Consider the following 26,123-nt stretch of genomic DNA (forward strand, 5'->3'; position numbering starts at 1 on the left):
CATTATACCACAAAAGTTGCAAAAACAGAAGAAAAAAGCTGCATTTACTAATGTCAGCTTTCGTTATTTTGGCTCATTGCCTTCATTTTATCCTGTTTTATTTTCATGACGAGAACGAATACATTCATCAGTGCCAAGACAGTGAAGAAAATACCGATGCCGGTCATCCCTTTTGAGAAACGATCAAAAGCAAAATAGCTTAAGAAGATGATCAATGCGATATCGATGAATTTCGGTGTAGTCATCCGATTGCTGCCTCCTTTATGCCAAAACATCCATTTGACATCAGTATAGCAGTTTCACAACCCCTATTGCCATCCTCATTTTCAGTTACGTGGTTGAAACCATCAGCAATTGCTCCAATTTTCGCAGCAGACAATCCATCTGTTCATCCGTGCCAATCGAAATGCGCAAATAGTTTTCAATCCCAGGTTGATTGAAATGACGCACGAGAATCCCCTCCTCTTTTAATTGCAAATATAAATCGGAGGCTGCTCTATCTGCATGTGTGGCAAATACAAAATTCGCTTGTGAGGGTAAAACATGAAAGCCCATCTCCTGCAAGGTTTCTATAAAACGAGACCGTGTCTCTTTGATTTTCATAATCGTTTTATCGAAATAGGCTCGGTCCTTGAATGCAGCGGTCGCACCTGCTAGCGCAAGCCTGTCAATTGTATAGGAGTTGAATGAATCCTTGATTCTTACAAGCGCCTTAATCAAACCTGGATGTCCAATTGCATAGCCGACGCGCAAGCCTGCAAGGGAGCGGGACTTCGATGTCGTCTGGACGACGAGGAGATTTTCATACGACTTTACCAATTCCACTGCGGACACAGTTGCAAAATCGATATAGGCTTCATCGATGATGACGACTGTGTCTGGATTATTGATTAAAATGGATTCAATCGACGAAAGCTCCATATATAGGCTCGTTGGCGCATTCGGATTCGGCAGGATAACGCCGCCTTCTGAGCCGAAAAACAATTCAGCGGGCAGCGTGAAGTCTTCATTCACACGGACAAGTTCGTATGGAATGTTGAATAGTTTGGCGTATACCGGATAGAAACTATATGTGATGCTCGGAAAGTGGATCGGTTTGCCGGGGTGGAAGAATGCCATAAATGAGAAGGCAAGAACTTCATCGGACCCGTTCCCGATAAAAACTTCATCCTTTGAAACACCAACCGTTTCGGCGATTGTCTCCCTCAAGCTGTCTGCTGTCGGGGAAGGGTACAAACGGAGCTGCCCCTCCAATTGTTCCGCTATCGCTTCTTTTACGAGCGGACTTGGTGGATACGGGTTTTCATTCGTATTCAATTTGATGATGGCTGGATCATTTAACTGTTCGCCCGGCAAGTATGGTTCTGTCCGATTAACCATTTCACTCCAAAATTTATTCATCCCGCGACACTTCCTTTTTCGGTCTTCTTTCTCGAAGAACCCCTTTCACATCATCGACTGTGACGTCGAGCAGTTCCATAAGGACAAGCGTATGATACGTCAAATCGGCAAGTTCATTCGTCAATTCATTCTTATCCCGATTTTTTGCGCCGATGACGACTTCCGTCGATTCTTCCCCGATCTTCTTCAGCACTTTGTCCACGCCTTCCCTAAACAAATAGGAAGTATAGGAACCGTCCACCGGATTTGCACGACGGTCTTTTATTTCATCAACGACTTCATGCACGACTCCACGAACAGATTTCCTTTCTTCGAATCCATTAGTATGAAAGCATGTCGTTTCTCCCGTATGGCATGCGGGTCCTGCTGGTTCCACTTGCAGGAGGAGCGAATCCTGATCACAATCGACGGATAGCCGTTTCACGATTTGCCGATTGCCGGAAGTGGCGCCTTTATTCCAAAGCTCTTTCCTGGAGCGGCTGTAAAACCAAGTTTCTTTCGTTTCAATCGTCTTTCGGATGGATTCCCGGTTCATATAGGCGAGCATGAGCACTTCACCTGTGCGCTCATCCTGGACGATAGCGGGAATCAAACCGTTCCGATCAAATGCAAGTTCGTCAATATTCATGATGATTCATTCCCAACAACATCTTTTTGTGGTTCCAAATACGTTTTCAATTCACCGATATCGATTTCTTCGAAGTGGAATACAGAAGCTGCAAGGGCGGCACTCGCCTTCCCTTCCGTCAACACTTCTGCAAAGTGTTCAGGCTTGCCTGCTCCGCCGCTTGCAACGATTGGTATACTGACTGAAGAAGCCAACGTTTTATAGAGCGCGATATCATAGCCATCTTTCACACCGTCTTCATCAATGCTGTTGACGACAAGTTCACCAGCCCCTAATTGCTCGCCTTGTTTCGCCCACTCGATCGCATCAAGTCCCGTGTCTTCCATCCCGCCTTTGGCAAAGACAGACCATTTTCTGGGACCCACCTTCTTGACGTCCATTGAGAGCATGATCCGTGCGGAGCCGAATTGCTCCGCAGCTTCCCGGATAAGCTCCGGGTTCAGCAATGCGGCGCTATTGATGGATACTTTATCCCCGCCGATATTGAGGATCTTATCAACGTCTTCGATTGTCCGAATGCCTCCACCGACGATGAAAGGAATCGGAACTTCCCTTGCAATCTCTTCTATCAAATCGAGGAACATCTCCCTGTTCTTCGTAGAAGCGGAAATATCATAGAAGACTAACTCATCCGCACCATCTGCTACGTATTTCTTCGCGAGTTCAAGCGGGTCCGCAACTTCCTGAACATCCAGGAACTTCTTCCCTTTCACGACTTTCCGGTTATCGACGTCCATGCAAGGTATAATTCGTTTCTTCATCTCTGATCGCCTCCAATGCTGTTTCCAAGGATAGATTCCCTTCATACAATGCCTTCCCGATAATGGCGCCATACAGATCCATCATCTTCAGCTTGACGATGTCCAAGTTCGTCGAAACTCCACCGGAAGCAATGATGTCCATATCTGACGCTTTGTTCATCACATATAATTCATCGAAATTCGGGCCTTGCAGCATGCCGTCTTTTTGGATGTCGGTGTAGACGACCGTTTTGACGCCAATTCCCTCGAGCCACCGCAACAATTTGACCGCTTTCATATCCGTCGTTTCCGTCCAGCCGTCTGTCGCGACGAAACCATTTCGGGCGTCTATCGACACTGCAATTTTTTCGCCATATTTGACAACTGCTTCCTCGACGAACTGTGGATCCTGAATGGCAGCCGTCCCGATAATGACCCTGCTGACGCCGTTTGCGATAAGAAAATCGATTGTTTCCATCGACCGTACCCCTCCGCCGACTTGCACAGGGATTTGCACGGCCTTCGTGATTTCCGCAATCGCTTCCCTGTTCAATGAATCACCTGTCTTCGCCCCATCCAAGTCGACGACATGGATATACTTGGCGCCTTGTCTTTCCCATGCCTTCGCCATTTCTGCCGGTGAATCATGATAAACCGTTTCACGGCCGTAGTCGCCTTGAATGAGACGGACGCATTTGCCCCCTCTTATATCGATTGCCGGAAATAAAATCATTGTCGCTTCCCCCTTATAACATGCCCTTTGTCGATGGAACCCCTTCAATTTCAGGATTAATTGTACTTGCAATGCGCAATGCCCTTCCAAAACTTTTGAAAATGGATTCGATGATATGGTGGCTGTTTTTCCCGTATTGCAAATTGATATGCAACGTCACGTTAGCATGTCTTGTAAAGGCAAGGAAAAACTCCTCCACTAATTCCGTATCAAAATCGCCGATCTTTTCTTTCAATCCCTCGACGTTATAGACGAGAAAGGAGCGTCCGCTTATGTCGAGTGATACAGTCGATAAGGCTTCATCCATCGGCGTCGACACCGTCGAATACCGTTCAATGCCTTCTTTATTGCCGATGCTTTGGTTGAACGCCTGCCCGAGCACGATCCCGATATCTTCAACTGTATGGTGCTGATCGACTTCAAGATCGCCATTACATACAACCGTCAAATCGAATCTGCCGTGTTTCGCGAACAACGTCAGCATATGGTCGAGAAAGCCGACACCCGTCCGTATATCCGTTTTGCCGGTTCCGTCGAGATCAAATTTCAGCTCAATCGCCGTCTCCGCCGTGCTTCTCGAAATTCTTTCACTCCTCATTCCGCTTCCCCCTTCCTCATACGGATCGATTCGGCGTGGCCGGTCAATCGCTCCGCTTCCGCCAACACAATGATGTCATCCGCAACTTCCTTTAATGCTTCCTCCGTGTAATGGATGATGCTCGATTTTTTCATGAAGTCATTAACGCCTAACGCAGACGAGAAAGCGGCTGTTCCGCTCGTCGGCAATGTATGGTTCGGGCCAGCCATATAATCGCCCAATGCTTCCGGCGAGAACGGTCCAATGAAAATGGCGCCCGCGTTCCGGATGTACGGCAATGTCGCCATCGGATTGTCCACCATGATTTGCAAATGCTCCGGTGCTATTTTATTCAAAACTTCAATTGCCTCGTTCATCGATTCAACGACGATAATCCGGCCGAAGTCGCTTATGGAACGGCTTGCAATCTCCCGACGCTCCATATCGGATAACCGCATTTCAACTTCCGTCATGAGCTCACCCGCAAACAGCTCGCTCGTCGTCACACAAATGGCCGCAGCCCGCTCGTCATGCTCCGCTTGGGATAAGAGATCGGCAGCAGCAAATGCAGCATTTGCCGTCTCATCCGCCAACACGCAAATTTCACTCGGACCTGCAATCATGTCGATTCCAACGTCGCCGAACACCCATTTTTTCGCCCTAGCAACATATGCATTTCCAGGCCCAGTTATTTTCATCACTTTCCGGACGGTTTCCGTTCCATAGGCCATCGCCGCAATCGCCTGTGCGCCGCCAACTTTATAAACGCACTCCACACCAGTCTCTTTCGCCGCCACTAAGACGTGCGGATTCACTTTTCCGTCTGGCTGCGGAGGTGTCGCGATAGCAATATGGCTTACGCCAGCAATCTTTGCCGGAATTGCATTCATGAGGACAGTGGATGGATAAGCCGCCTTCCCTCCAGGAACATAAATACCGGTCCGTTCGATGGGGGTCACTTGTTGGCCAAGCACGACGCCCTTTTCTTGTCGAATGAACCAAGAACGTTCCTTCTGTTCTACATGAAAATCGGTAATTCTTTGCTTCGCTTTCAGCAGAGAGGAGATGAAGGTTTCTGATACAAGTGTATAAGCTTCATCAAATTCATCATCGGTGACAATGAAATTCTCCAACGTAACACCGTCGAATTTCTCGGTATACATATGTAAGGCCACATCCCCATTCATACGGACATCGTTAATTATCGTTAATACATTCCGATCAAAATCCAGATCGATCAACTGTTCGTTCCGTTGATCGATCTCTACCGTAAATTCTGCTGCTTTGACGATTTTCATGAATACACCTCCAATCCTCTCTTGACGTCAGAAATGAAATTCTGGATACACTCTGTTTTCATTGCGAAGCTTGCTTTATTCACAATCAATCTTGCGCTCACTGCCGTAATTGTCTCAAGAACAACTAATCCATTCTCTTTCAACGTTGCACCGGTTTCGACGATATCGACAATACAATCTGCCAAGCTTATGAGCGGAGCCAATTCAACCGACCCGTTCAGTTTAATCATCTTCGTACGGATGCCTTTTTGATTGAAATACTCTTTTGCGAGATTTGGATATTTCGAGGCTACAGTCAGCTGTGATCTGTCTATCAAGTTTTTGTCCGGGAATCCCGCCACCGATAATTTGCATTTTCCGATGCCTAGATCCATGAGTTCGTAAACATCTTTCGGATCCTCGAGCATGATGTCCTTGCCGATCACACCAATATCCGCGGCACCAAGCTCAACATACGTCGGGACATCCACCGCCTTGACGAAGATCAGCTTGATGCTCCGGTTGTCATCTAGGAAAATGAGCTTCCTGCTTTTATCTTCAAAGTCCGAAAAGAGGATTCCCGCATTCTCCAGCAGTGAAATCGCCTCGTTTGCAATCCGCCCTTTGGCCATCGCGAGCGTTATCATTTCCAAGTTGCCTCCCCCTTCCGTCCTTTTTGATTATCCAAAGCCTTTACTAATGATTCGATTTCACAAGCGAATCCGATCGCCGGTAAATCAGCTCCAAATTCGTGACCCAATCGATCGTATCGGCCGCCCATCAGTACCGGTTTGCCGAAATGGCCAACATATCCTTGAAACAGGATGCCCGAATAATAATCCATTCGGTTGATCAATCCAAAGTCGATGACAAGTTGCTCGTCATAGTCTTTCAACTGCCGGCAAACATCCTCGATATAGGAGATCGTTCCCTGCATGCGGCTAGTGGTGGCAATTTCCTTTGCACGTTTCAGAACGTCTTCCGGCTTCCCGTACAGATAAGGAATTTGCATGACGGCTTGTTTTATTGCCTCATCTGCGTCCACAGTTGACAGGAGTTCGCCAATTTCAGCACTGTTCTTCGCCTGTATACTTGCTTTCAGCTTATCAATTTGAAATTCCGTCAACGGGAGTTGCGAGATCATTTCAAGGAAGAATGCGGTATGCCCAATCTCAATTTTAATGTCGTCAAATGCCAAGTCCTTCATCGTCTGTAATGCCAAGTAAATCGTTTCCGCGTCGACATCCGGCGACCTTCTGCAAAAATATTCGATTCCGGCTTGCGTCCGCTCAATTTTTTCTGTCGGATCAGATGATATTCGAAAAACTTCCTCAACATAATAAAAACGGTGTTCACTTGTCAGTTCGCTTTCAGAGTGAGACAATTCCTGTGTGATTGGAATTGTGACATCGGGTCTGAGGACAAACACTTCTCCAGATGGGTCGATCACTTTCACCATCTCTTTCCGGTTAACGGAACTCGTCACTTTGGAATAAAGATCATAGCGTTCGAAAGCCGGCGTTTTAATCCGCTGGAATCCATATGTAGAAAACCGTTTGCTTATTGTGTTGATCACTTGTTCGAACTTTTCCACAACCATCAAATCGGGATTCATTTATCGTCCACCTCACAGGTCACTTCATTACTTTACTACGTTAAAGTTATAACGTACTATAAATCTATATTTATCGTTTGTCAACCGATAGGAGGAATTTTTTAAAATGTTTGATTACCATATGCATAGTTCATTTTCGGGAGATTGCAATGTAGACATGGAAGAAATGGTGAAAGGGGCGATTTCAAAAGGCGTTGCGGAAATCTGCTTCACGGAGCATATCGATTACGATTATCCGGACGATTCAATTGAATTTGATTTCAATAAACGGAAATACAGTGCGCGGATCGATGAGTTACGCGAGCAATACGACGGAAAGATCCGCATACATAAAGGTGTAGAGATCGGTGTGCAGCCGCATTTGTTGGAACGCTATGACGCAATGTTGAAAGCGGAGCCGTTTGATTTCATCATTTGCTCGATGCATACGGTTGCCCGGAAAGGTTTGCATTACGGGGATATTTTTGTCGGGAGGTCGGCAGAGGATGCCTCGCTTATGTACTACAATGAATTGCTGGAGTGTGTGAGGAATTTTTCGAATTACTCCATTTTGGGACATGTTGATTTGATCAAACGGTATGCGCCTAAGGTCGTCGAGAATGATTTCCATGATGTGCTGCGCGAAATTTTCAACGTAATCATCCCAGCTGGCAAAGGGATTGAGTTGAATACGTCCGGTGTTCGTTACGGGCTGCCGAACGGATTGCCGAGTGATGATGTGTTGAGGTTGTATAAGGAATGTGGCGGGGAGATTATTACGTTAGGATCTGACGCGCACAAGCCGGAAGATATTGCGTTCGATTTCAAGGAATCGCTTGAGCTGCTGCGATCGATTGGGTTCCGTTATCTTTCAACGTTTGAGGGATTGAAACCTACTTTTCATCCGATTGATTTGCCTTGAGCGCAGAGCGGAACATCTTGAGCGTAGATTCCATTTCTTGAGCGCTACCCCTAGCTTTGAGCGCGATACAGCCCGCTTTGGACGCGGGCTGTTTGGCATCGATATTATTTTCCAACGATAATCGTCTTGATAAGGGCAAGCCTCTCCCGAATGTGCTGCTGTGCGACTACTGACTGCGGAGTCTTTGCTGGTAAAGCGTCCGTCTCCAGATCGAAGCTGTCTGCAATCATCCGTGCGCGCGCTAAATGGAAATCGCTTGTGATGATTGTGACGGCTTTCACACCCTCTGGCAGCAGCTTCTTTGAATAAAAGAGGTTCTCATACGTCGATGTCGACTCGGTTTCGAGCAGCAGCCGTTCTTCCGTAACGCCTCTTTCAACCAAGAATCTACGCATCGCCTCCCCTTCTGAAATATCCTCATCTGGGCCTTGGCCGCCCGATAAGATGAATTTCACATCAGGATAGGCTTCCGCATAAGATAGCGCCTCTTCCAATCGATAGCGCAAAGTGAGCGACGGCGTCTCCCCGTTCACCTTGGCCCCAAGAATTATGGCGTATTCATATGAACCATCCGCCTTAGGCTCCAATCCATCTGCCATCCATTTGCCCAACAACAGCCAAGTTGTCATACCAATCAAAGCCGCCGTGATTCCGATTATCATCCCCAACTTCTTTGTTTTCTTCAATTGATCACCTATTCAAGTCAATTTAGTATATGAGCCGGTCGGTGGAAAAATGGCTCATTCCGTTACGTTAACTGTTCCACGTGAACCCCACGTTCCTTGAGCAAGGATGGATAAAATGGATCTTCGCCGATTGAATAGACGCGGTCGCACACATTTGTAATTTCATCCATATCGTGTGACGTATACAAGATCATCTTTCCTTCCTTCTTTGCCAAATCCAATAAATAACTTCCAATCTCCGTTTTTGATTTCAAATCGATGCCGACAGTCGGTTCATCCAATAAAAGAAGAATAGGATCATTCAATAGGCTGATTGCCAAATTGAGCTTGCGCTTCATCCCGCCTGACAACGAATGGACAGGTTCCTTCCACTGTGTAAGTTGCATTTCGAGACATAGTTTCCTGCATTCTTCGGGCGACCGCCTTTTCCATGAGAGCTTTTCGAAAAAGCGCATATTCTCCTCGACTGTGTATTCTTCCCAGACAGAAATATCTTGGGGTACATATCCGATTATTTGCCGTAGCTGTTTGAAATCGTCCTCATACCGCTTACCATTTAAACGCAATTCGCCAGCGGTAGGTTCCATTGCCGTTGCTAAAATTTGCAATAATGTTGATTTTCCTGCACCATTCTCGCCGACGAGGCCGACAATTTCCCCTTCATTCATTTGAAACGAAACATATTTCAATACGCTTTTCCTTCGATATCGTTTTTGGACACCAATCACTTCAAGCAATCCGTTTCCCTCCTTTCACTAACCATGCAGCCAGCACTAAAACTAAGAGCAGTAGCCAAACGACTGGAATTGTCGTCGTCATCAATGCACGCACCGGGCTGATGACCTCCACCCATTGCGCTCTTTTAGACAAAGCATCTAGCGGTAAGATAGCCCCTCCAGTGACGGTCAATAAGAGGGCAATAGCAATCCCTGTCATGTAAAACATGAACAATTGACGATAAACAATCGCCAGCAAAAAAGCGAAAAGATTCAACGTTACCCGGAATGTAAGCAGCGGGAGTATGAAAGCCAATGTGACAGGTTCTTGTAAAACATAATGAAATACGGTCAAAGTAACTACGTCGGACAAGATCGTCAAAAAACAATACAATCCTAACATCCGGACTGCATGGAATTTAAACGATATAGACGTATAGAGCCATCGCACTTGCATCGAGGGCCGGCTTTCCTTGATCATCCAATCGAAAAGGAAGAACGCGGCGATGATTGTGAAAAACGCCCAAACTGCTCTGCTGTTCAATAGTTCAAGTGGCTTTTCATCGGATTTCACTGCTTGTTCGCCGTATGAAAAACTTGTATGGAGGAGACTTTCATTCTGTTGTTTCTCTACACTTTTCCGGATAATCTCATCATAATTCCATTCGTCTTCCATGCCATATTCACGGAAGAGCTGACGGATGACACCAGCCGCTTTCGACCTTGACATATCTTGCTGGGCTAATGACATGATCGTTTCCGATATCGCGGGATATGCGAAGGAACGATTGGATGAATAAGCCTCAATCAATCCATTTCGCCTGTTCGCCAAAACAGATTCCTCATACCCGTCCCGGATGACGAAAACACTGTCGAGTTCGTGTTGCTTCAACTTATGTAGTGCATCGTCCAGCTCCATATAGCGGACTGATAGCATTTCGTTTCTCTCTATCTCATGCGCCAATTGGGTGGCCAATGAAGATGAATCTACTACGATGAGCCCAATCGGCACTTTCGCATCCTCCTGCAAAGCCCCGAATGTCTTCATGACGAATACCGTCAACAGAATCGGGGTGAGCAGCCAGCAAAGTGAAGTTTTCCACTCCTTCTTCAAACGGAAAAATTGCGCGGGCATCCGATTCATCGGCTCCACCTCTCTTTCAAGCCTAGCGACAGCCATAGGGCGATGATTGCAACGAGCGAATAGATGGCTAACGATGTGTAATTCGTATAATTACGGCCTTCCAGCACAAGATCCATCATCCACCCAAGAGCAATCGTTGAAAATGAATAAGGAATGAGTCCTTGGAAAACTTGCGGAAAATATAAAGTTGGAATCAATGCACCGCTTACAAGAACAAAGATGAAAACGAAGATGCATTGCAAAAACAGCACAATCTTCTTTGAAGGCAACCATGCATCGATAAGCGCGATGCCACAAAGCAGAATAAAAGCGTACAGCAAGGTAAATAAACCGAATCGCATCATATCGACAGCATAAAATTCGACTTCCAGGATTTTTATAAGCAAGAAAAAAGTGATTCCCGCAAGCAGTGAACTGACAAACAGGGAAACAAGCAGCCTCCCCGCCACCCGTTGGCCAATAGTGACGCCAAACAGTTTCATCCGGATAGCCATCGACTTCGACTCAACGTCAGCCAGTACAATGTAAAACGATAACAGCCAGATGGATATGACAATGAACCAACCGGATAAAACGAAGTAATCGATCGGCGATGAAGTTGCCGTGTTCTTCAATACTTCTTCATCCATCAGCTTATCTTTGCCTAATGTATAGAGCGTGAAATCGACGAATTGCTCAAACATCATCTCCATCCGCTCATCTCGAGACATCGGAGTCTCTTTTGCATAATCATTGATCACTAAAATATTCGCTTGGGCTGCCGCAATATACCTCGCCAAGCTATCGACAAGCTGCTTCGTGATGAAGCTGTCAATGGGCCTGGAAGGATTGCCGGTTATTGGAATTGTCACCGATTCCCCTTCGTAAAGGTCATCCGTGAAGTTTTTCGGCAATGCAAAAAAAGTGCTAATCTCATCCTTCTCGATCAACTGCTTGGCATCACTCGCTGAAGCCGGAAAAATCTCTATTGTATTTTGCCCGTTCGCCGTTTCCGTCAACAGTGTGCTGATCAGCATCGATTCCTTCGTCTGATCCTCATCGACTAACGCAACACGAATCGGCGAGTCTTCGGCGGGAATGATGAGCCCTGCCACAAGACCGACTAACAATCCGATCAAAATGAGCGGGAATAGAAAAAGAAGAAGAAGGGTCGCCCGCTTCTTCTTCAGCTGTTTCAAGTATTCAGTCGTAAAAAACAATATTTTTCGCATCGATTGCAACCAGCCCACTTCCAATCATCAGAAGTTTTCAAGCTCACTTTGGAGGTCTCCCATCAGTTCAGTCACCCACTTCTCGAACTCTTGAGCCAACTCGTCTCCAAGGTCATCCAATTCGTCACTGCTCATTTTGCCGACATCGACAAGATTTTTGGATTCATCCGGCATATCCACTTTCTTTACGATTTTCCCTTCTTGTTTCAGGCGAAGGTAAATGTCAGTTGTTGAAATGGCGCCTGACGGATCAATGATCGTGAACTCGTGATCCGCTTTCACCGAATCTTTTTCATGCGTAGCTTTACCGCTCCACACGAGCTTAGGAGAGAAATCCTTGTCCGATACGGCAAACTCCCGGTTGAATTTGCGTTCTTTCCCATCCAGTTCTTCTTTACCTTTATACGTTATGGATACATCTTCAGCGGTGATCGTGATCGTATCATCAGACTTCCCGTCTTTCCACGTCAAGTCGCCGGTGAATTTGACGATCGTCTCATCCTGCATATAAGGTTCCGTGCCCGTGAATGAATAATCCCATTTCTGACCGGACTTCTCCAATAATTGGACGCCAGCTATCTTCAATGTCGCAATTTCATCTTTTGACTCACCGATTGACATGGCGAATTCCCGCTTTACGATGCTATTGGATTTATGCCAGATCGTCGATTCAAGTCCGTTCGGCATGTGCAATTTATTGACTCCATCCACCGCTTCGTCCAATGAATCTTCAAAGTCACGGATCAATTCGGTAAGCTTACGATCAGAAATATCATCAGTCATCGTCGAAAAAGCGATCTGCTCTTTCAATAACGCCTTCAGCTTTTCATCGTCCCTGGCTTTCTTGAACAGATCAACTAAAAGTGACTTCACTTGTTCTTCGGAAAGCTTCATTTCCACTTTTTCCGTTTTCACTTTCTCGCCGAACAGTTCAATTTCTTCTTTTTCACTTGTAAATGCTTCTTCAGGAAGCTCATGGTAAAGGTATTCCATATACTCCTCTTTCACGTATTTCTGGAATTCCCCGTCCATGGAAAATTGCTCTTCAAACAGATGGGACAAACCGAGCTTTTCCGGACCTTCATAAAAAGCATCCGTTTCCCTCATCATTTTTCCATAGTCCTCATCCAAGAAAAACAAAAGCTTATCCGTGAATGGCAAAGCCGCCATCATTTTTTCTGGTGTGAAATACAAAGTAGCGAAATCCGACGATACAGAGCCGAATTTTCCGCTGAAATTCATTTCCCATTCCTTATCAACCGGATCTTTCGCTTGTGTCATGGAGAACGTCGTATTGTTGAGGATCCTTTGCAGCTCGACCATATCATAACCTGCACTTGGATCATTCCATTCCGCTGAAAGGTCGTAGGTCGATTCAACCGGCTTCGATTTCTGGACATCCATCCAGGCTACTTCGTTTTTATAGCGTTCCTCGAAAAGATCTCCGATTTGTGTGAACGTCTTCGTTTCAGCTAATAAATATTTTACCTTTGGCGATTTGTTAAATAGAAAGAATGCGGAAACCGACCCGGCACCGATGACTATCACAGCTGTCAGCACGGCAATCAGTAATGCGGGCGACTTCTTTTTCACTTTATTCTCTTGAACATTCTCCACTGAATTTCCTCCCTAAATAGCAGATTAGCAATCTCATGCATCATAGAAATTCTACTATAAAAAAAGGATAATTGTTCCTATTTTCACAAATTGATCACTTATATCTAGTTAGAAAGATTAGGAGTTAAATACTATTTGTGTTGCTTGACTAGAAAAAGCCTCCTGCATTTTTCTGCAGAAGGCATGATCATTCAGTTTTTCACTTTTTGCTTTTTATTCACCGAGCTATGGACTTCCGTCGGCAGGCCCCATAATTGGATGAAGCCGATTGCCGCTGATTGATCGAATTCGTCATCGGACGTATACGTCGCCAGTTTTTCATCATAAAGGGAGTTGGAAGATTTTCTTCCTTCGACAATCGCATGCCCTTTGAATAATTTGACGCGTACTACACCGTTGACGTATTGCTGCGTCTCTTTCACGAATGCCTCGAGCGCATTACGGAGCGGCGAGAACCATAGACCGTTATAGATGAGTTCACTAAGTTTCTGGGAGACAAGCGGTTTGAAGTGGGCGACGTCTTTGACGAGTGTAATGTCTTCCAATTCCTTATGCGCCTTCAACAATGTGACGGCTCCCGGACATTCGTACACTTCACGCGATTTGATGCCGACAAGGCGGTTTTCAACATGATCAATTCTACCTACCCCATGCTTTCCGGCAACTTCATTCAATTTTAAGATCAGTTCACTCAGTGGGTACTGTTTTCCGTCAATGCTGACAGGCACCCCTTTAACAAATTCGATTTCAATGACATCCGGTTGATCCGGTGCGTCTTCGAGTGACGCGGTCAAACCGAATGCCTCTTCAGGCGGCGCAGCCCATGGATCTTCAAGGATGCCACATTCATTGCTTCGTCCCCAAAGATTTTGGTCGATGGAATAAGGGCTGTCGAGATCGATCGGAATCGGGATATTCTTCTCTTTCGCATATGCGATTTCCTCTTCACGCGACCAGCTCCATTCACGGACAGGCGCAATCACCTCTAGTGACGGATCGAGCGCTTTGATGGCCACTTCAAAACGAACTTGGTCATTCCCTTTACCGGTGCAGCCATGTGCCACTGCTGTCGCATTCTCCTTATGCGCCACTTCGACAAGCTTTTTGGAGATCAATGGACGTGACAATGCCGAAACTAAAGGATATTTATCTTCGTAATAAGTGCGCGCCTGCAATGCGAGCAACGCATACTCCTGCGCAAACTCCTCCTTCGCATCGATGACGTAGCTGTTCACCGCACCGACTTGCAACGCCTTTTGCTGAATGAACTGCAAATCTTTCCCTTCACCGACATCCAGGCAACATGCAACGACGTCATACCCTTTATCCGTCAACCATTGCACCGCTACTGAAGTATCAAGACCACCTGAATACGCCAATACAACTTTATTATTTCCCATTTCATTTCATCCTCCTCTATACATCGTTTTGCATCTTTATTCAGCTTTATGTATTTTTATAATACCACACATATTTTGAATATCAATAGATTTGCATGAAAAATTATTGTGCGGATTTTATGAGCGAATTTGGGGATTTATGCGTGATTGCAGGTGTTTATGCGTGTATATGAGGGTTTATGCGTGGTTACATGGGTTTTTGCGCGGTTACGGCGATTTATGCGCCGTTTTGAAGATTTATGGATTTTAAATGAAAAAACTACCTTACTGACTGGCAATGTAAGGTAGTTTCGGTTATTTATCTGATTCCGTGGGCAACCATTGCATCGGCGACTTTCAGGAATCCTGCGATATTGGCTCCCATGACGAGGTTGCCGGGTTTGCCGAACCGGTCGGCCGCTTCCTTGCAGCTTGCATAGATGTTTTCCATGACCGTTTTCAGGCGCATGTCCACTTCCTCTTCTGTCCATGCAAGTCGCATGCTGTTTTGCGACATTTCCATCGCGGATACAGCCACGCCGCCAGCATTTGCCGCTTTTGCGGGAGCAAACAGGATGTTATTTTCGAGGAAAATATTGATCGCTTCGATATTGCATGGCATATTGGCACCTTCCCCGAGCGCTTTCAATCCGTTTGCAATGAGCATATGGGCAGCGATTTCATCGATTTCATTTTGTGTCGCACAAGGAAGTGCAATATCACAAGGAATGGACCAGATTGCCGAGCAATCGTCATGATATTCGGCATCCGGATGCTCCTTCGTATATTCCCAAATCCGTTTATTCTCCACTTCTTTTAACCGTTTTACCGTGTCGAGATTGATACCGTCCTTATCGTAAATATAACCGCCGGAATCGCTGCATGCGACGACCTTCGCTCCGAGTTGTTGGGCTTTTTCCATGGCGTACGTCGATACATTTCCGGACCCCGAAACAACGACCGTGCTATCTTTGAAGGAAAGTCCGTTTTCATTCAACATCTCTTCGACAAAATAGACTGTGCCATATCCGGTCGCTTCCTTCCGTCCTAACGAACCGCCGTGATTCGGATCCTTTCCTGTTAAGACACCGGCTTCGTAACCGCCTTTCAACCGGTTATACTGACCGAACAAATAGCCGATCTCGCGCTTGCCGACGCCGATATCACCCGCTGGCACGTCAATATCCGGGCCGATATGCTTGCTTAACTCGGTCATGAAGCTCTGTGTAAAGCGCATGATTTCCCGCTCGGATTTACCTTTCGGATCGAAATCGGAGCCGCCTTTTCCCGCACCGATCGGCTGCCCCGTCAATGCATTTTTGAAAATCTGTTCGAATGCAAGGAACTTCATGATGCTATTATTCACGGAAGGATGGAAGCGTATGCCACCTTTATATGGACCGAGATCGCTATTGAATTGCACGCGGAATCCCCGATTGACATGCACTTTTCCTTTGTCATCCTCCCAGGCGACACGGAAAGAGATGATGCGCTCGGGCTCGGTTATGCGCTCCAGTATCCCATTTCGAATATATTCAGGATGCTTGGCAAAGACCGGACGGAGGGAATCGAATATTTCTCTCGTCGCTTGTAAAAATTCCTTTTCATCCGGATTTCTTTTCTTCACCAATTCATATACTTCATGAACATAGTCATTCGCCCGGCTACGGTTATCTCGGTTGTTCTCCATATTTGTCATTTGCCTCATCCTTTCTTGAAAATAGCGAAGAAAACTATATGTGATGTCTAGCGTATTAGTGAAAATTAATATTTCGAAATCGTTTCTTCGTTTTATTTAGTATTACTGAAAATATGAATATATACAACAACTTTTTCAATTTATGGTCATTTACCTGTGCAGTTTGTGTCGATTAATTTAAGATTGTCGAATAACGTTGGACGAAAATAAAATCATTTACACATTTCTGAACATAGATTATTATTAGATATATCCAAAGCCCAGATTTTTGCGATTTGGAAAACAACTACAAAGAGAAAGAGGAGATGCTTTATGAAATTCAGCAAATTGCTGCGCACCGTTATAGGAGCCAATCTAGTGATCTTAATGGCTTTCGCATTCCTACCTGCTCTGTTGATCAACCCGGACGTAGACTTTTTCCAAAGCGTAATAAATTATATTTCAAAAGAATAATAGTTGACCCATCAAATGAACCATATGTGCCGCTGCACATATGGTTCGTTTTGATTTATCGCTTTCGCACCGTGAAATTGTCTTTGAGTAGCAGCCAGTTTTGAGGGAATGCTAATCCGAGCTTCCAATACATGATTCCCCGCAAATTGAATTCCTTCAATAAGTTGAATTTTGCTTGGATGCTGCGCGCATCCTCGAACCAGACATCATGACGCACACCATCATTATCCCAGTAAAGAAAAAACGGCGCTTGGGCAACGGAATCGAATTGGATATTCGCATTGTGGTTAATTGCCAAATTGATCGCCTGCTGCGGACTGAGTGCCTTTGCCGCAACTCCTGTTTTAGGAGGGTACGGATATTTCCAATCATACCCGTATAAATTCTGCCCAAGGTAAATTTTTTCGCTAGGAATCTGACTGACCGCGAATTCAACGACTCGCCGGACTTGATTGAGTGGGCTTACAGCTTGCGGGTCACTGTATGAATAACCCCATTCATATGTCATCAACGTGACGAAATCGCATATTTCCCCAATCGCTTTGAAATCAATCCCGCCATAGATCCCCGTCAGAGCAGCACTCGATTTTGGCGGCAATGCAGCGGATAGCGTCAAGCCGGCTGGATGAAAACGGGCACGGGCATTACGCAGAAATGTATTATATAATTCCCTATCTGCAGGTATTATAAATTCAAAATCGAAATGAATGTCACTAAAACCGAACCTTTTTGCAGTTCGGACAATGTTTTCGAATAACCGGTTTTGCACCGTCTGATCTGTAAAAAAGACGTGGGCTAAGTCTCCGCTGAACGCGAAGTTCTCAATATTGCTGACAACCATTGCATTCAATACTCCCGCCCTCGCGGCTATTTCAGGAATATCGTCAATGACGGGAGCTTTCAACGATCCATCCCGCTGCGCTTCATAGCTGAACATTCCCAAGTACGTCAAATCGTCTACTCTGTTCCTCACTTCCTGAACGATCGTATCGATGATCGCCTCTCTTGGCTCCACATAAAGAAAAACATCAATAATCGGTTTTCTCCTTTGTGGAAGAAGCAAACGTTGGCCAATGCTCAACATGCTGTTCGGTGAAATGCCATTCAATCTTGCAAGTTCCTCCACTGTCGTTCCATACAATCGTGCAATGACATAAAGCGATTGTCCGGGGAGAACCCAATGGTACCTGCTCGGGACAGGAATGACGAGTGCTTGCCCAACAACGATTCGAGAAGGATTCGTCAATTCATTCGCCCTTGCAATATCCTCATACGGAATGCCATAGGTTTGACCGATTCCATATAAATTTTGTCCTTGTTGCACAACATGTATAAGCAATTTTATCCACTGCCTTTCATTGACAAATTGTCCTTTATCACATGCTATTTTTAAAAGCCTGCGATTATGCGCATTTCGATTTTTTTTCACGCATATGCCTTCCTATTGAAGCCATACTATTGACGATTGAAAATCAATCTACAAAAGGAGGAAACCTATTTTGACGCAAAATCAATTTGGCGAAACACATCAAAATATGCATACAGGGACAGTCCCGCCAATGATGAACCATGGGGGACACGAGCTGTTTGACGTCCATGAAGTGCTTTCCGGCACGATTGCATCGTTAAATCAGGCAATGATCTTACGGCCGCATGTAAAAGACCCAGAGTTGCTGGATATTTTGGACAGGCAATACCGTTTTACTTTGGACGAGTATAATATTACAGTGGAATGCTTTAAAACAGGCATGGATCCGTCCCATCCGACAGGCAGCTATCAGATGAAGCAGGGGAATGATTTCGTCTACGGCATGAAGCAATCACAGCCGAAGAAGCCGATGCAGAATGCGAGTGAGATTAATGATGAAATGATCTCCGGCTTCCTTCTTGGGTCTGCTAAAGCAAATGCTTCGGCAAAAACAATGGCTGCTCTTGAAACGACAAACCCGGTCGTGAGACGTGTATTGGCGGATTCAGTGCCAAACTGCATTGAGATGGCGTATGAACTTTCGATTTATCAAAACAAGCACCATTATTATCAGGTGCCTCAGCTTGCTCAACAGGACATGCAGGCGCTCTTGAATGCGTATGCCTCTTCGGTCGGCCAGCCTGGCATGCCAAATCATACGGTGCAATAAGAAAAGCTGCCTTGACGTAAATGTCAGGGCAGCTTTTTCATTTTGATTTATTGATAAACGATGAAGGTATTTGTGATTCGAATTTCATTATTTCTTTTGTTACTGGGTGTACGATTGTTAAAGCTGTTGCATGCAGGCCTAGTCTTTTAATTGGGTTGACTGTGGAGCCGTATTTTTTGTCACCGACGACAGGATGGCCGATTTCTTCCATGTGGACGCGGATCTGGTTTTTCCTGCCCGTTTGCAACTTGACCTCCAGTAAAGAATATTGGCGGTTCGATCTGATTTTCTTGTAATGTGTAATTGCCAGTTGGCCTCCGTTGTCTGTAGGGTTCGAGTAGACTTTGTATGTTCTCGTCTCCTTCAGCCAGGATTTAATCGTGCCCGAATCTTTACGGACATTCCCTTCAACTAAGGCTGTATAAACCCTTTCTTTCACTACTTCATCCCAATGATCTTGCAATGCCACTTTCACTTGCTCGCTTCTAGCGAACAGGAGGATACCTGACGTATCACGGTCTAGACGATGTACAATGAAGACCCGTTGGCGTGGATCCTGTCTTCTGACATAAGCGGATACTTCACTGAATGCCGTTCTTTCGTTTTTATCTTTTGCCGCCATTGATAATAGGCTTGCTTCTTTATCGATGACGATAATTGCGTCGTCCTCGTAGATGATCGACAGACCTGTCAATTTGCTTTCGTTCAAAGCAGCTTTATTCGCGAGGATTTCCACTTTATGGCCAGGCAGCAGTTGATGATTATGCTTTGTCACTGATCTGCCGTTCACGGTGACTTGTCCTCTCGTCAACATGGACTTGATGGAGTTCCGGCTGTTCTTTTTCATATGATCCAATAAAAACGGCAATAGCTCCGCTTCTTCATTAACTGTGAAAAGGAAGGAATCTTCCCTTCTGTTCTTTTGATTCTTATGCATGTCGTGTCTCCTCACTCTCTCCATCAATTATCCACAAATTGCCCTTTCATTTCAAACGCTGTATCATCATTACTAATTGCTTTTGAAAATTTTAGGGGGATGGATTCAATGAAAGTTGCGCTATTCGATTTTGACGGCACGTTATATGCGAAGGAAACGTTTCAGTTATTAATGGATCATTTGAAGCAGCACCCAACTCACGGCTCGAAGTATAAAGCTTTCTTTCGCGGGATTCTCCCAATTTACATAGGCTACAAAATGAAGATCGTTCCGGAAGCAAAAATGAGGGAACGGTCGGTGCAGCTCTACGCAAATGCATTGAGTACTTTATCGAAAATGGAGCTCGAGCACTATTTTGCTGAATTGAAGGAGATCATGCGACAAGATTTGAATGAGGAAGTTGTAGAAAGAGTCCGTCAGCATCATCGTGACGGTATGCATGTCATGCTTGTATCTGGGGCTTATACGACCTTATTGCATGCTGTGACGGATGGCATTGTGTTCGACACGGTTATTGGAACCGATATCCCATTTACGGAGGATGGTGCTTTTGACAGCAAGACGTCAATTTATCATATCCAAGGAAAGCGGAAAACTGAAATGATTATGGAGTCGCTGCAAGGAAAGCAAATCGATTGGAAACATAGCTTTGCATATGGGGACAGCTATTCAGATCTCCCAGTACTAGAGCTAGTCGGAAATCCTGTTGCAGTCAGACCTGAGGAACGGTTGAGGCGGGTTGCTGAGGTCAGGAAATGGACGATTATATAATTTATAAAAAAGGACTTCAGACTTTTGAATTCCTTTTTTCTTTTATCTCGACATTATTCCTCAGTATCGCCAGTCAAATTATAAATATAATTATAGTCAAACTTGGAATCCATAATTTTGTAATACCCTCCCTTGAAACCATTTATAGGAGAATAAATACGAAGGATATTAGGTGTGTCTATCGATATATCTGATATAAAGATCTTATCCGATTCGTTAAACTTTAACATTCCTGTAAAATAAGTTACATTTCCATATTTAAGCATGCCCTGCGCCGCGTTGTCCTTTAAAGGCATTAAATTCAGATCGCTCAAGTATTCCAGAACCAAGCCACAAGTATTTGCGTGTTGGCATTTTGTTGTGATGCCTTCGCCATTAGGAAGATTTCTTGAAAAATAAAAATCAATATTGGGTTCAGATGTATACTCCTTAATAGGGTTGAAAGGAAACCTATAATATATGAAGTTCTCATAAAGATAAAGAGATAATAAAACTATAATAATCGCAAAGGTTAAATACTTGATTTTTCTCATCTCAAAATCACTTCCTTTCGATTTGCCCTACCCCCTCCTTCTCATCCCTGTTGAAAAAATGAAAAGTCATTCCAAATGCAGTGGATCGCTTAGGAAGTCATTTTTAATTGAGTAGCCTACCTGGATAATATCATCTTTGCCACGAGCAAAATATTGATATTCCACCTCTGGCTCATTTTCAAATATCACACCGATGTAATATGGATTTAAGTGTTTATAGCCAACTTCACGGTGAGGCACTTTCTTATAACTCCATGTTTCTCCGGGATATCGTTCTTCCAAGTGCACCTGTATATACTCGATTTTCTTCTCGATTTGGATATCAATCCAATATGGACGCACAAAATAAAAGATTGCAAAAGCAAGCAGAAAGAAAACAGCCAATCTCCGAACCAGCTTTCTGCTCATACCCTTAAGAACGAAGGAAACGAATAGTATAACAATGAAGATTCCACTGACCACCATCAATTCAATTAATTCTTTTGGACTCAAAGAAAGCCTCCTTTGTTAATTACTTTCACCGGTAAAAATAATAAACGCACCAATAACGATGACAAAAATAAACGCCATTAATGTCAAACCGAAGATGGCCTGCTTGAAAAAGATGCTAAAAATAACGATAGGGGTACCAATCATAGCTACAATGGATGCGAATTTCAAATAACGGACAACATTCGGAGAAACCTCTGGCTCCTCTTTAAATTGCCAACGCTTTCCAAACAGAAAACTATCTTCGGGACAATTATAGGTCCAAATAAAGAACGCATAAAGTGGAATCATAAAAATTACTGCCAAGATAATCTCAACTACCATATTGTTGTCCCCCAAAAAATGATGTTGTTTTTCATATACTTATTTTCCCAATTACTCAGTTATACGAATAACAAATCAATTTGTTTCACAATATGGCCGTTTTATTTCACGTATTGGATTGGCAATCGCGTGCGTCATTTAATTAGATTGTTCTAATTCAATAAATGCTACAGAGTCAGCTTTATACCTTTCACCATCCCAAACGTATTTTACTTTGAAAGTTCCTATGCTTGCCTCGGGAATTGAAACAAACACAGTTGTATAGCCGTAAAGGACTCCATTTTCAGGCGAATATTCCTCGATTGCTCCTATTTGAGGTGAATTGTTTGGAGTATGATAATTGAATTTTGTATAATCCACTTCATATTCCTTTTTACCAATTAAGATTGATATTTTATCCCCTATCTGCTCCATCTTTACAAGTCGTTGGACAGCCTCCGTAACAGATTCAACTGGAACCTCGTTGTATCTTGTGTAGGGATCCTGTAGTTGATTTAATACATGAATTTCTTTAGTGGATATTCCAGACCCTGCACCCGAAATCAGCACAACAATAATATCTTTTAATTCATCAGCATTTATATCCTCATGAAATAACTTTGGTGTAAATTTTTCATTACGCCAATCCGGGAAGTTGTAAAATAAATCATCACCTACTTGGACAGTAAAGTTTTTGGTCGACATCCAATCTGTTTTATCTGCAATCAGAAAGATGTTTTCATACCATACATCAGAGATAATGTATGACGTCACCACTCTTTGAACTGCAAGTGCTACGCCTACAGGACAAAGTAAAATCGTGACTACTATGCTTATAATGAATTTTCTCATCTGCTTTCACTCCATATGAGTTATTATTTCCCCATAAGGAGTGAATGATGAGCGCTAATCATTCGTTATTCTTCGACTGCCAATTCCATAATTCCACTTCTCCCAGTTGCTCCCCTTGGATATATGATACGTCCTGCAGTTTTAATAATTCTTTTACCGGCCCTGTTACAACAGCTCCGTATACCGTAAATCCGTTCTCCTTTAAATACTGATATTTTTGCGGTAAATATCCTAGCCTTAAAAATTGCTCGTAATAACTTGGAGACTTAGATAAAAGTTCTTCCATGTTTTTCAGCATTAATTGTTCACTTTCACTAAGGGATTCCTGAGTTAATCTAGTGATTATTGACTGCTCATGAAAGTTCTCATTCCGATCATTTCCGCCAGACAGGCCAAAGTGGGGTACCATTAGTAATTTGTTACCGCTACTAGTCCAACCAGGTTCGTAATTTACAAACTCACCTGTATACAAAGGCATCCATAATACATGTAGATCATAGTTCTCCAACAGCTCAATTAATTGTTTGGCTTCCATAAAGCTAGTCGTGGAAAAAGCCATCTCCCCTACCGTGCCTTCAGGAAGCATTGTTAGTGTTTCCCATACATTTGGCCAAGTATTGCCTTCCAACTTCTTTCCTGTACGCGGATCAATAGGAAGCGAAAAAGAGAATTCATTCAGCTGTTTCTGCCCGGGTTGGGAAAAAGAAATTGTTGAAGGATTTGTAAGACGCTTTGTTACAAACGCTTTACCTATGACCTTATCATTATTCCCCACCTTCTTAATCAAGTTATATGATAATTTTTTCGTTCCTAACAAAGTCATTTCTTCTTCTTCAAAATTAAAATCCGCTCGTACATTCGGTACAGTCCACTCGATTGCCAATTTTGAGTAATAAGCATTTTCATTCGCTATATTTAGTTTATCTGCAACAAAATTCATTGAAACTTTGTATCCGCTATAAATCAAAAGCACTAACAACATAATACGGAGAATCCGAAAGGTTAGCGTAAAACGGGATTTCTTAAGTATCCGTTTCTCCAAATCCTTATTCCATTCTGTCATACTGCCACCCTTTCTTTTCAGCAAGACTAGCCAATCGCTTCCTTGCCCGATGAAGTGTTATTTTTACTTGGTCTGTCGTCAACTGCAATGTATCCGATATCTCTTTGTAGCTAAATTCCTCATATTCCCGTAGATAAATAATGGAGCGATATTGCTCAGGTAAATATTTTAGCAGCTCTTCAAGTTGTTGGTTCCGTTCTTGTGTTAGAAGGGACTCTTCCGGAATTCCATATGGACTGATCATTTCTTTTTTGGATGAAATGGCAGAGATGAAAGGGAATGAGAGTCGCCGTTGTCGCTTCCGCCATTCATCTAAATATGCATTTCGTCCAACTTTGAATAACCAAGCCCGAGCCTCTTCTTCATCGTATGTATGTAAAAAAATAGTCGCACGGACGAAAGCTTCTTGTGTTAAATCCTCTGCAAGCTGCTTTGAGCCACATAACTTGAGCAAGTAGTGGTAAAGGGGCCTGGCATATTGCTTATATAAACTTTCTAATTGATATCGTTTTTGCATTTTGCCCCCCTCTTTACTCTTCTCTCTATTAACACGTTCGAGTTGCTTAGATGTTACAGTTTTCCGAGTTCATAATAAAAGAGCAGTCAAAGCTGCCCTGTTTTAATAAGCCCTGTGCCTGCTGGCCGCATCGTTTATTCTCCATTCTCATCAACAGAATGGACGTTGAATGTCTCTTGTGCTTGTGATGCACTATCACTTCCCAGAGCCTGAATCGTAATATGGTCGTGGAATATCCGATCACCGAATTCCCATTCAATTGACCAGCCATCATTTCCATTTATGTCGATCCCAATAAGTTTTCGTTCATCCCAAGTCGCTGTTCCTGTTGGGGTGATCCAAAACAATACTGTTTCCACATTCTCTGCTTCCGCAGAAACAGTCATTGTAGTAACGCCCTTAGGAACAATAAACCAACCATTTTCCATTTCCAAATCTGTGCCAACTTCTAGAATTCGGGCTTCGCCATCTATATTATTTGAAAGACCTGGTAAATCCTCGACGCTTTTCTCGGGTTCTTTTTCGGATACATTATTATTACAGGCGGAGAGAATAAGTATTACCAATACACAGAGTATAACGATTGTATTCCGTCGCATATGTATCCTCCTATATTTTATGTCGTTATTCATTAGTGATAATCACTTCTCCGTTGTCGGTACTTATATAGTAAACTTCATTGAACATAATTTCTTCAGGCGGCAGTGCAGCTGTTTTTATAAAAACCCAATAGACTAAAACATCTCGATCATATTTTACCGAATAAACACTATGGATATGCGTCTCCCAATGGTTGGATATCTCTGGCGAATCAAGTTTATCAATGTTGGCTTGTTCTAGTGCAATTTGTTCCGCCTCATCTTTTGTTATGTGTATAGGGGTTTCATACGGATTTATATATCCTGGGTAAAGTTTATCACTTACGTCAGACCGGTTATTGCATCCATTCAGAATAAGGACAAATAAGATAAGTACGACATATTTTTTTCTAACTTCTAAAACCTCCCTTTGAAAACGATTAATCCACTAGGACCACTCTACTTATAATCCTAAGGCAAGTATTGTTGAGTCAAGATGACGACTTTATCTTCTACAATATAAATGTTAAAAAAGCGATCATATTCATTTACCGCTTTTTTAAATTCGTCGACCGTTTGAATAGTGTGTAATTTATCCCCTTCAAGAATAAAGTAATTTGCAGCCAAATCGACGGTAACAAGATTTGTCTCTTGCTCTTCAATTACAAAATCATTCAGCGCTTCACAGCATACCAACGCAGATGATACGTAGCTTTTTCAAAACGCCTCTCCCTTTTCCTGGCATTATTATTTGGTCAATCCCTTGCTGTAGAACTAAACTGCACCTTTGTGTTCTTCATTGGAACCATCCGGTAAACCAACCAAAACCAGTCATTGCAATGAGAGCAGTAATTAAAAGAAATAAAAAGCTCCCGATTAAGATCAATATTGAATATAAGCCATACTTTAATGGTTTGGTTAATTTTCTTTCCAAAATAAAGGCTAGAAAAAATGAGCCTACCAAGATACCAAATCCGTCAATAACACTAAGACCGTTGTCGTAAAGTAAATATAGTCTTATATTGGAGAACTCAGAAATTATTTGTATGAATAACAGGATAATAAAGAGATAAAATATCCCTATAAACAATGAGACAAACGTTTTTTTCACCGCTAACAATGTCACAGATATAATTTGCTCCTTTCCTCTTGAACTAACCTGCCT

28 protein-coding genes are annotated in these 26,123 nt (G+C 43.6%); 3 read left to right on the forward strand and 25 right to left on the reverse strand.

Annotation, left to right across the window (positions count from 1 at the left end):
• Positions 1–53 precede the first annotated feature (53 nt).
• The 9 genes from ACFPTP_RS14970 to ACFPTP_RS15010 all read right to left on the reverse strand — a co-directional run bounded on the left by ACFPTP_RS14970 (position 54) and on the right by ACFPTP_RS15010 (position 6,971).
• The gene (locus ACFPTP_RS14970; protein ID WP_381446403.1) at positions 54–245 is read right to left on the reverse strand and encodes a hypothetical protein; all 192 of its coding nucleotides are present in this window, start codon (positions 243–245) and stop codon (positions 54–56) included.
• A gap of 85 nt (positions 246–330) precedes the next feature.
• Entirely contained in the window at positions 331–1,401 is a 1,071-nt protein-coding gene (hisC, locus tag ACFPTP_RS14975; RefSeq protein WP_381446405.1) for a histidinol-phosphate transaminase, read from the reverse strand.
• Entirely contained in the window at positions 1,394–2,029 is a 636-nt protein-coding gene (gene hisIE / locus ACFPTP_RS14980) for a bifunctional phosphoribosyl-AMP cyclohydrolase/phosphoribosyl-ATP diphosphatase HisIE (protein WP_381446407.1), read from the reverse strand. The genes hisC and hisIE overlap by 8 nt, the downstream gene beginning before the upstream one ends.
• A complete protein-coding gene (gene hisF / locus ACFPTP_RS14985) occupies positions 2,026–2,790 on the reverse strand; it encodes an imidazole glycerol phosphate synthase subunit HisF (protein WP_381446409.1) in 765 nt (254 codons plus the stop codon). Before hisF ends, hisIE begins: the two co-directional genes overlap by 4 nt.
• Complete coding sequence (gene hisA, locus ACFPTP_RS14990) at positions 2,753–3,502, reverse strand: 1-(5-phosphoribosyl)-5-[(5-phosphoribosylamino)methylideneamino]imidazole-4-carboxamide isomerase (RefSeq protein ID WP_381446411.1); 750 nt, start codon at positions 3,500–3,502, stop codon at positions 2,753–2,755. Before hisA ends, hisF begins: the two co-directional genes overlap by 38 nt.
• Positions 3,503–3,515: 13 nt before the next feature.
• Positions 3,516–4,100 carry an imidazoleglycerol-phosphate dehydratase HisB gene (gene hisB / locus ACFPTP_RS14995; protein ID WP_381446413.1) on the reverse strand — a complete coding sequence of 195 codons (585 nt, stop codon included), beginning with the start codon at positions 4,098–4,100 and terminating at the stop codon, positions 3,516–3,518.
• Entirely contained in the window at positions 4,097–5,377 is a 1,281-nt protein-coding gene (gene hisD / locus ACFPTP_RS15000; protein WP_381446415.1) for a histidinol dehydrogenase, read from the reverse strand. The genes hisB and hisD overlap by 4 nt, the downstream gene beginning before the upstream one ends.
• Positions 5,374–6,009 carry an ATP phosphoribosyltransferase gene (hisG, locus tag ACFPTP_RS15005; RefSeq protein WP_381446417.1) on the reverse strand — a complete coding sequence of 212 codons (636 nt, stop codon included), beginning with the start codon at positions 6,007–6,009 and terminating at the stop codon, positions 5,374–5,376. The genes hisD and hisG overlap by 4 nt, the downstream gene beginning before the upstream one ends.
• Positions 6,000–6,971: an ATP phosphoribosyltransferase regulatory subunit gene (locus tag ACFPTP_RS15010; protein ID WP_381446420.1), complete on the reverse strand. Its 972-nt coding sequence runs from the start codon at positions 6,969–6,971 to the stop codon at positions 6,000–6,002. Before ACFPTP_RS15010 ends, hisG begins: the two co-directional genes overlap by 10 nt.
• 106 nt (positions 6,972–7,077) lie before the next feature.
• Here ACFPTP_RS15010 and ACFPTP_RS15015 point away from each other — a divergent pair, with 106 nt between their 5' ends.
• The gene (locus tag ACFPTP_RS15015) at positions 7,078–7,872 is read left to right on the forward strand and encodes a histidinol-phosphatase HisJ family protein (protein ID WP_381446422.1); all 795 of its coding nucleotides are present in this window, start codon (positions 7,078–7,080) and stop codon (positions 7,870–7,872) included.
• Positions 7,873–7,976: 104 nt separating this feature from the next.
• On the opposite strand, the gene ACFPTP_RS15020 is transcribed toward ACFPTP_RS15015, so the two are convergent.
• The 8 genes from ACFPTP_RS15020 to ACFPTP_RS15055 all read right to left on the reverse strand — a co-directional run bounded on the left by ACFPTP_RS15020 (position 7,977) and on the right by ACFPTP_RS15055 (position 18,116).
• On the reverse strand, positions 7,977–8,534 hold the full coding sequence (locus ACFPTP_RS15020; RefSeq protein WP_381446424.1) for a YdcF family protein: 558 nt from the start codon (positions 8,532–8,534) through the stop codon (positions 7,977–7,979).
• Positions 8,535–8,620: 86 nt separating this feature from the next.
• Positions 8,621–9,286 (reverse strand): ABC transporter ATP-binding protein, encoded by a 666-nt coding sequence (locus ACFPTP_RS15025; RefSeq protein ID WP_381446817.1) that lies wholly within the window; start codon positions 9,284–9,286, stop codon positions 8,621–8,623.
• A gap of 1 nt (position 9,287) precedes the next feature.
• Positions 9,288–10,418: an ABC transporter permease gene (locus ACFPTP_RS15030; protein ID WP_381446426.1), complete on the reverse strand. Its 1,131-nt coding sequence runs from the start codon at positions 10,416–10,418 to the stop codon at positions 9,288–9,290.
• Positions 10,415–11,629, reverse strand: coding sequence for an ABC transporter permease (locus ACFPTP_RS15035; protein ID WP_381446428.1), 1,215 nt, complete (start codon positions 11,627–11,629; stop codon positions 10,415–10,417). The genes ACFPTP_RS15030 and ACFPTP_RS15035 overlap by 4 nt, the downstream gene beginning before the upstream one ends.
• A gap of 27 nt (positions 11,630–11,656) precedes the next feature.
• Positions 11,657–13,246 carry a hypothetical protein gene (locus ACFPTP_RS15040; RefSeq protein ID WP_381446430.1) on the reverse strand — a complete coding sequence of 530 codons (1,590 nt, stop codon included), beginning with the start codon at positions 13,244–13,246 and terminating at the stop codon, positions 11,657–11,659.
• 191 nt (positions 13,247–13,437) lie between these two features.
• Positions 13,438–14,646, reverse strand: coding sequence for an argininosuccinate synthase (locus ACFPTP_RS15045; RefSeq protein ID WP_381446432.1), 1,209 nt, complete (start codon positions 14,644–14,646; stop codon positions 13,438–13,440).
• A 298-nt stretch (positions 14,647–14,944) separates the two neighbouring features.
• On the reverse strand, positions 14,945–16,324 hold the full coding sequence (gdhA, locus tag ACFPTP_RS15050; protein ID WP_381446434.1) for an NADP-specific glutamate dehydrogenase: 1,380 nt from the start codon (positions 16,322–16,324) through the stop codon (positions 14,945–14,947).
• A gap of 508 nt (positions 16,325–16,832) precedes the next feature.
• Positions 16,833–18,116: a glycoside hydrolase family 18 protein gene (locus tag ACFPTP_RS15055; protein WP_381446819.1), complete on the reverse strand. Its 1,284-nt coding sequence runs from the start codon at positions 18,114–18,116 to the stop codon at positions 16,833–16,835.
• 160 nt (positions 18,117–18,276) lie between these two features.
• On the opposite strand from ACFPTP_RS15055, the gene ACFPTP_RS15060 reads away from it, so the two are divergent.
• Positions 18,277–18,915 (forward strand): spore coat protein, encoded by a 639-nt coding sequence (locus ACFPTP_RS15060; RefSeq protein ID WP_381446436.1) that lies wholly within the window; start codon positions 18,277–18,279, stop codon positions 18,913–18,915.
• Positions 18,916–18,952: 37 nt separating this feature from the next.
• Here ACFPTP_RS15060 and ACFPTP_RS15065 read toward each other — a convergent pair whose 3' ends face one another.
• Positions 18,953–19,852 carry an RluA family pseudouridine synthase gene (locus ACFPTP_RS15065; protein WP_381446438.1) on the reverse strand — a complete coding sequence of 300 codons (900 nt, stop codon included), beginning with the start codon at positions 19,850–19,852 and terminating at the stop codon, positions 18,953–18,955.
• A 108-nt stretch (positions 19,853–19,960) separates the two neighbouring features.
• Between ACFPTP_RS15065 and ACFPTP_RS15070 the strand changes: the two genes are divergently transcribed.
• A complete protein-coding gene (locus ACFPTP_RS15070) occupies positions 19,961–20,623 on the forward strand; it encodes an HAD family hydrolase (protein ID WP_381446440.1) in 663 nt (220 codons plus the stop codon).
• A gap of 53 nt (positions 20,624–20,676) precedes the next feature.
• On the opposite strand, the gene ACFPTP_RS15075 is transcribed toward ACFPTP_RS15070, so the two are convergent.
• From ACFPTP_RS15075 to ACFPTP_RS15105, 7 genes are all read right to left on the reverse strand, one after another.
• Positions 20,677–21,156, reverse strand: a complete 480-nt coding sequence (locus tag ACFPTP_RS15075) for a hypothetical protein (protein WP_381446442.1) — start codon at positions 21,154–21,156, stop codon at positions 20,677–20,679.
• Positions 21,157–21,222: 66 nt separating this feature from the next.
• Positions 21,223–21,648: a hypothetical protein gene (locus ACFPTP_RS15080; RefSeq protein WP_381446444.1), complete on the reverse strand. Its 426-nt coding sequence runs from the start codon at positions 21,646–21,648 to the stop codon at positions 21,223–21,225.
• A 15-nt stretch (positions 21,649–21,663) separates the two neighbouring features.
• The gene (locus ACFPTP_RS15085; RefSeq protein ID WP_381446446.1) at positions 21,664–21,969 is read right to left on the reverse strand and encodes a hypothetical protein; all 306 of its coding nucleotides are present in this window, start codon (positions 21,967–21,969) and stop codon (positions 21,664–21,666) included.
• Positions 21,970–22,107: 138 nt separating this feature from the next.
• Entirely contained in the window at positions 22,108–22,800 is a 693-nt protein-coding gene (locus ACFPTP_RS15090; protein ID WP_381446448.1) for a hypothetical protein, read from the reverse strand.
• A gap of 58 nt (positions 22,801–22,858) precedes the next feature.
• Positions 22,859–23,863, reverse strand: coding sequence for an anti-sigma factor (locus tag ACFPTP_RS15095; protein WP_381446450.1), 1,005 nt, complete (start codon positions 23,861–23,863; stop codon positions 22,859–22,861).
• The gene (locus tag ACFPTP_RS15100; protein ID WP_381446452.1) at positions 23,847–24,380 is read right to left on the reverse strand and encodes a sigma-70 family RNA polymerase sigma factor; all 534 of its coding nucleotides are present in this window, start codon (positions 24,378–24,380) and stop codon (positions 23,847–23,849) included. The genes ACFPTP_RS15095 and ACFPTP_RS15100 overlap by 17 nt, the downstream gene beginning before the upstream one ends.
• 134 nt (positions 24,381–24,514) lie before the next feature.
• Entirely contained in the window at positions 24,515–24,979 is a 465-nt protein-coding gene (locus ACFPTP_RS15105; protein WP_381446454.1) for a hypothetical protein, read from the reverse strand.
• Positions 24,980–26,123: the final 1,144 nt, after the last annotated feature.

The sequence above is a fragment of the Sporosarcina koreensis genome (genome assembly GCF_042655825.1).
GTDB lineage: Bacteria > Bacillota > Bacilli > Bacillales_A > Planococcaceae > Sporosarcina > Sporosarcina koreensis.

Bases quoted from the DNA above. Each gene is read 5' to 3' on its own strand.
- ACFPTP_RS15105 (WP_381446454.1), bottom strand. From the start codon at position 24,979: ATGCGACGGAATACAATCGTTATACTCTGTGTATTGGTAATACTTATT.
- ACFPTP_RS15030 (WP_381446426.1), bottom strand. From the start codon at position 10,418: ATGAATCGGATGCCCGCGCAATTTTTCCGTTTGAAGAAGGAGTGGAAA.
- hisA (WP_381446411.1), bottom strand. From the start codon at position 3,502: ATGATTTTATTTCCGGCAATCGATATAAGAGGGGGCAAATGCGTCCGT.
- ACFPTP_RS14970 (WP_381446403.1), bottom strand. From the start codon at position 245: ATGACTACACCGAAATTCATCGATATCGCATTGATCATCTTCTTAAGC.
- ACFPTP_RS15045 (WP_381446432.1), bottom strand. From the start codon at position 14,646: ATGGGAAATAATAAAGTTGTATTGGCGTATTCAGGTGGTCTTGATACT.
- hisC (WP_381446405.1), bottom strand. From the start codon at position 1,401: ATGAATAAATTTTGGAGTGAAATGGTTAATCGGACAGAACCATACTTG.
- ACFPTP_RS15015 (WP_381446422.1), top strand. From the start codon at position 7,078: ATGTTTGATTACCATATGCATAGTTCATTTTCGGGAGATTGCAATGTA.
- ACFPTP_RS15010 (WP_381446420.1), bottom strand. From the start codon at position 6,971: ATGAATCCCGATTTGATGGTTGTGGAAAAGTTCGAACAAGTGATCAAC.
- ACFPTP_RS15065 (WP_381446438.1), bottom strand. From the start codon at position 19,852: ATGCATAAGAATCAAAAGAACAGAAGGGAAGATTCCTTCCTTTTCACA.
- hisD (WP_381446415.1), bottom strand. From the start codon at position 5,377: ATGAAAATCGTCAAAGCAGCAGAATTTACGGTAGAGATCGATCAACGG.
- ACFPTP_RS15100 (WP_381446452.1), bottom strand. From the start codon at position 24,380: ATGCAAAAACGATATCAATTAGAAAGTTTATATAAGCAATATGCCAGG.
- hisB (WP_381446413.1), bottom strand. From the start codon at position 4,100: ATGAGGAGTGAAAGAATTTCGAGAAGCACGGCGGAGACGGCGATTGAG.
- hisF (WP_381446409.1), bottom strand. From the start codon at position 2,790: ATGAAGAAACGAATTATACCTTGCATGGACGTCGATAACCGGAAAGTC.
- hisIE (WP_381446407.1), bottom strand. From the start codon at position 2,029: ATGAATATTGACGAACTTGCATTTGATCGGAACGGTTTGATTCCCGCT.
- gdhA (WP_381446434.1), bottom strand. From the start codon at position 16,324: ATGACAAATATGGAGAACAACCGAGATAACCGTAGCCGGGCGAATGAC.
- ACFPTP_RS15070 (WP_381446440.1), top strand. From the start codon at position 19,961: ATGAAAGTTGCGCTATTCGATTTTGACGGCACGTTATATGCGAAGGAA.
- ACFPTP_RS15085 (WP_381446446.1), bottom strand. From the start codon at position 21,969: ATGGTAGTTGAGATTATCTTGGCAGTAATTTTTATGATTCCACTTTAT.
- ACFPTP_RS15020 (WP_381446424.1), bottom strand. From the start codon at position 8,534: ATGATAATCGGAATCACGGCGGCTTTGATTGGTATGACAACTTGGCTG.
- ACFPTP_RS15095 (WP_381446450.1), bottom strand. From the start codon at position 23,863: ATGACAGAATGGAATAAGGATTTGGAGAAACGGATACTTAAGAAATCC.
- ACFPTP_RS15090 (WP_381446448.1), bottom strand. From the start codon at position 22,800: ATGAGAAAATTCATTATAAGCATAGTAGTCACGATTTTACTTTGTCCT.
- ACFPTP_RS15035 (WP_381446428.1), bottom strand. From the start codon at position 11,629: ATGCGAAAAATATTGTTTTTTACGACTGAATACTTGAAACAGCTGAAG.
- ACFPTP_RS15075 (WP_381446442.1), bottom strand. From the start codon at position 21,156: ATGAGAAAAATCAAGTATTTAACCTTTGCGATTATTATAGTTTTATTA.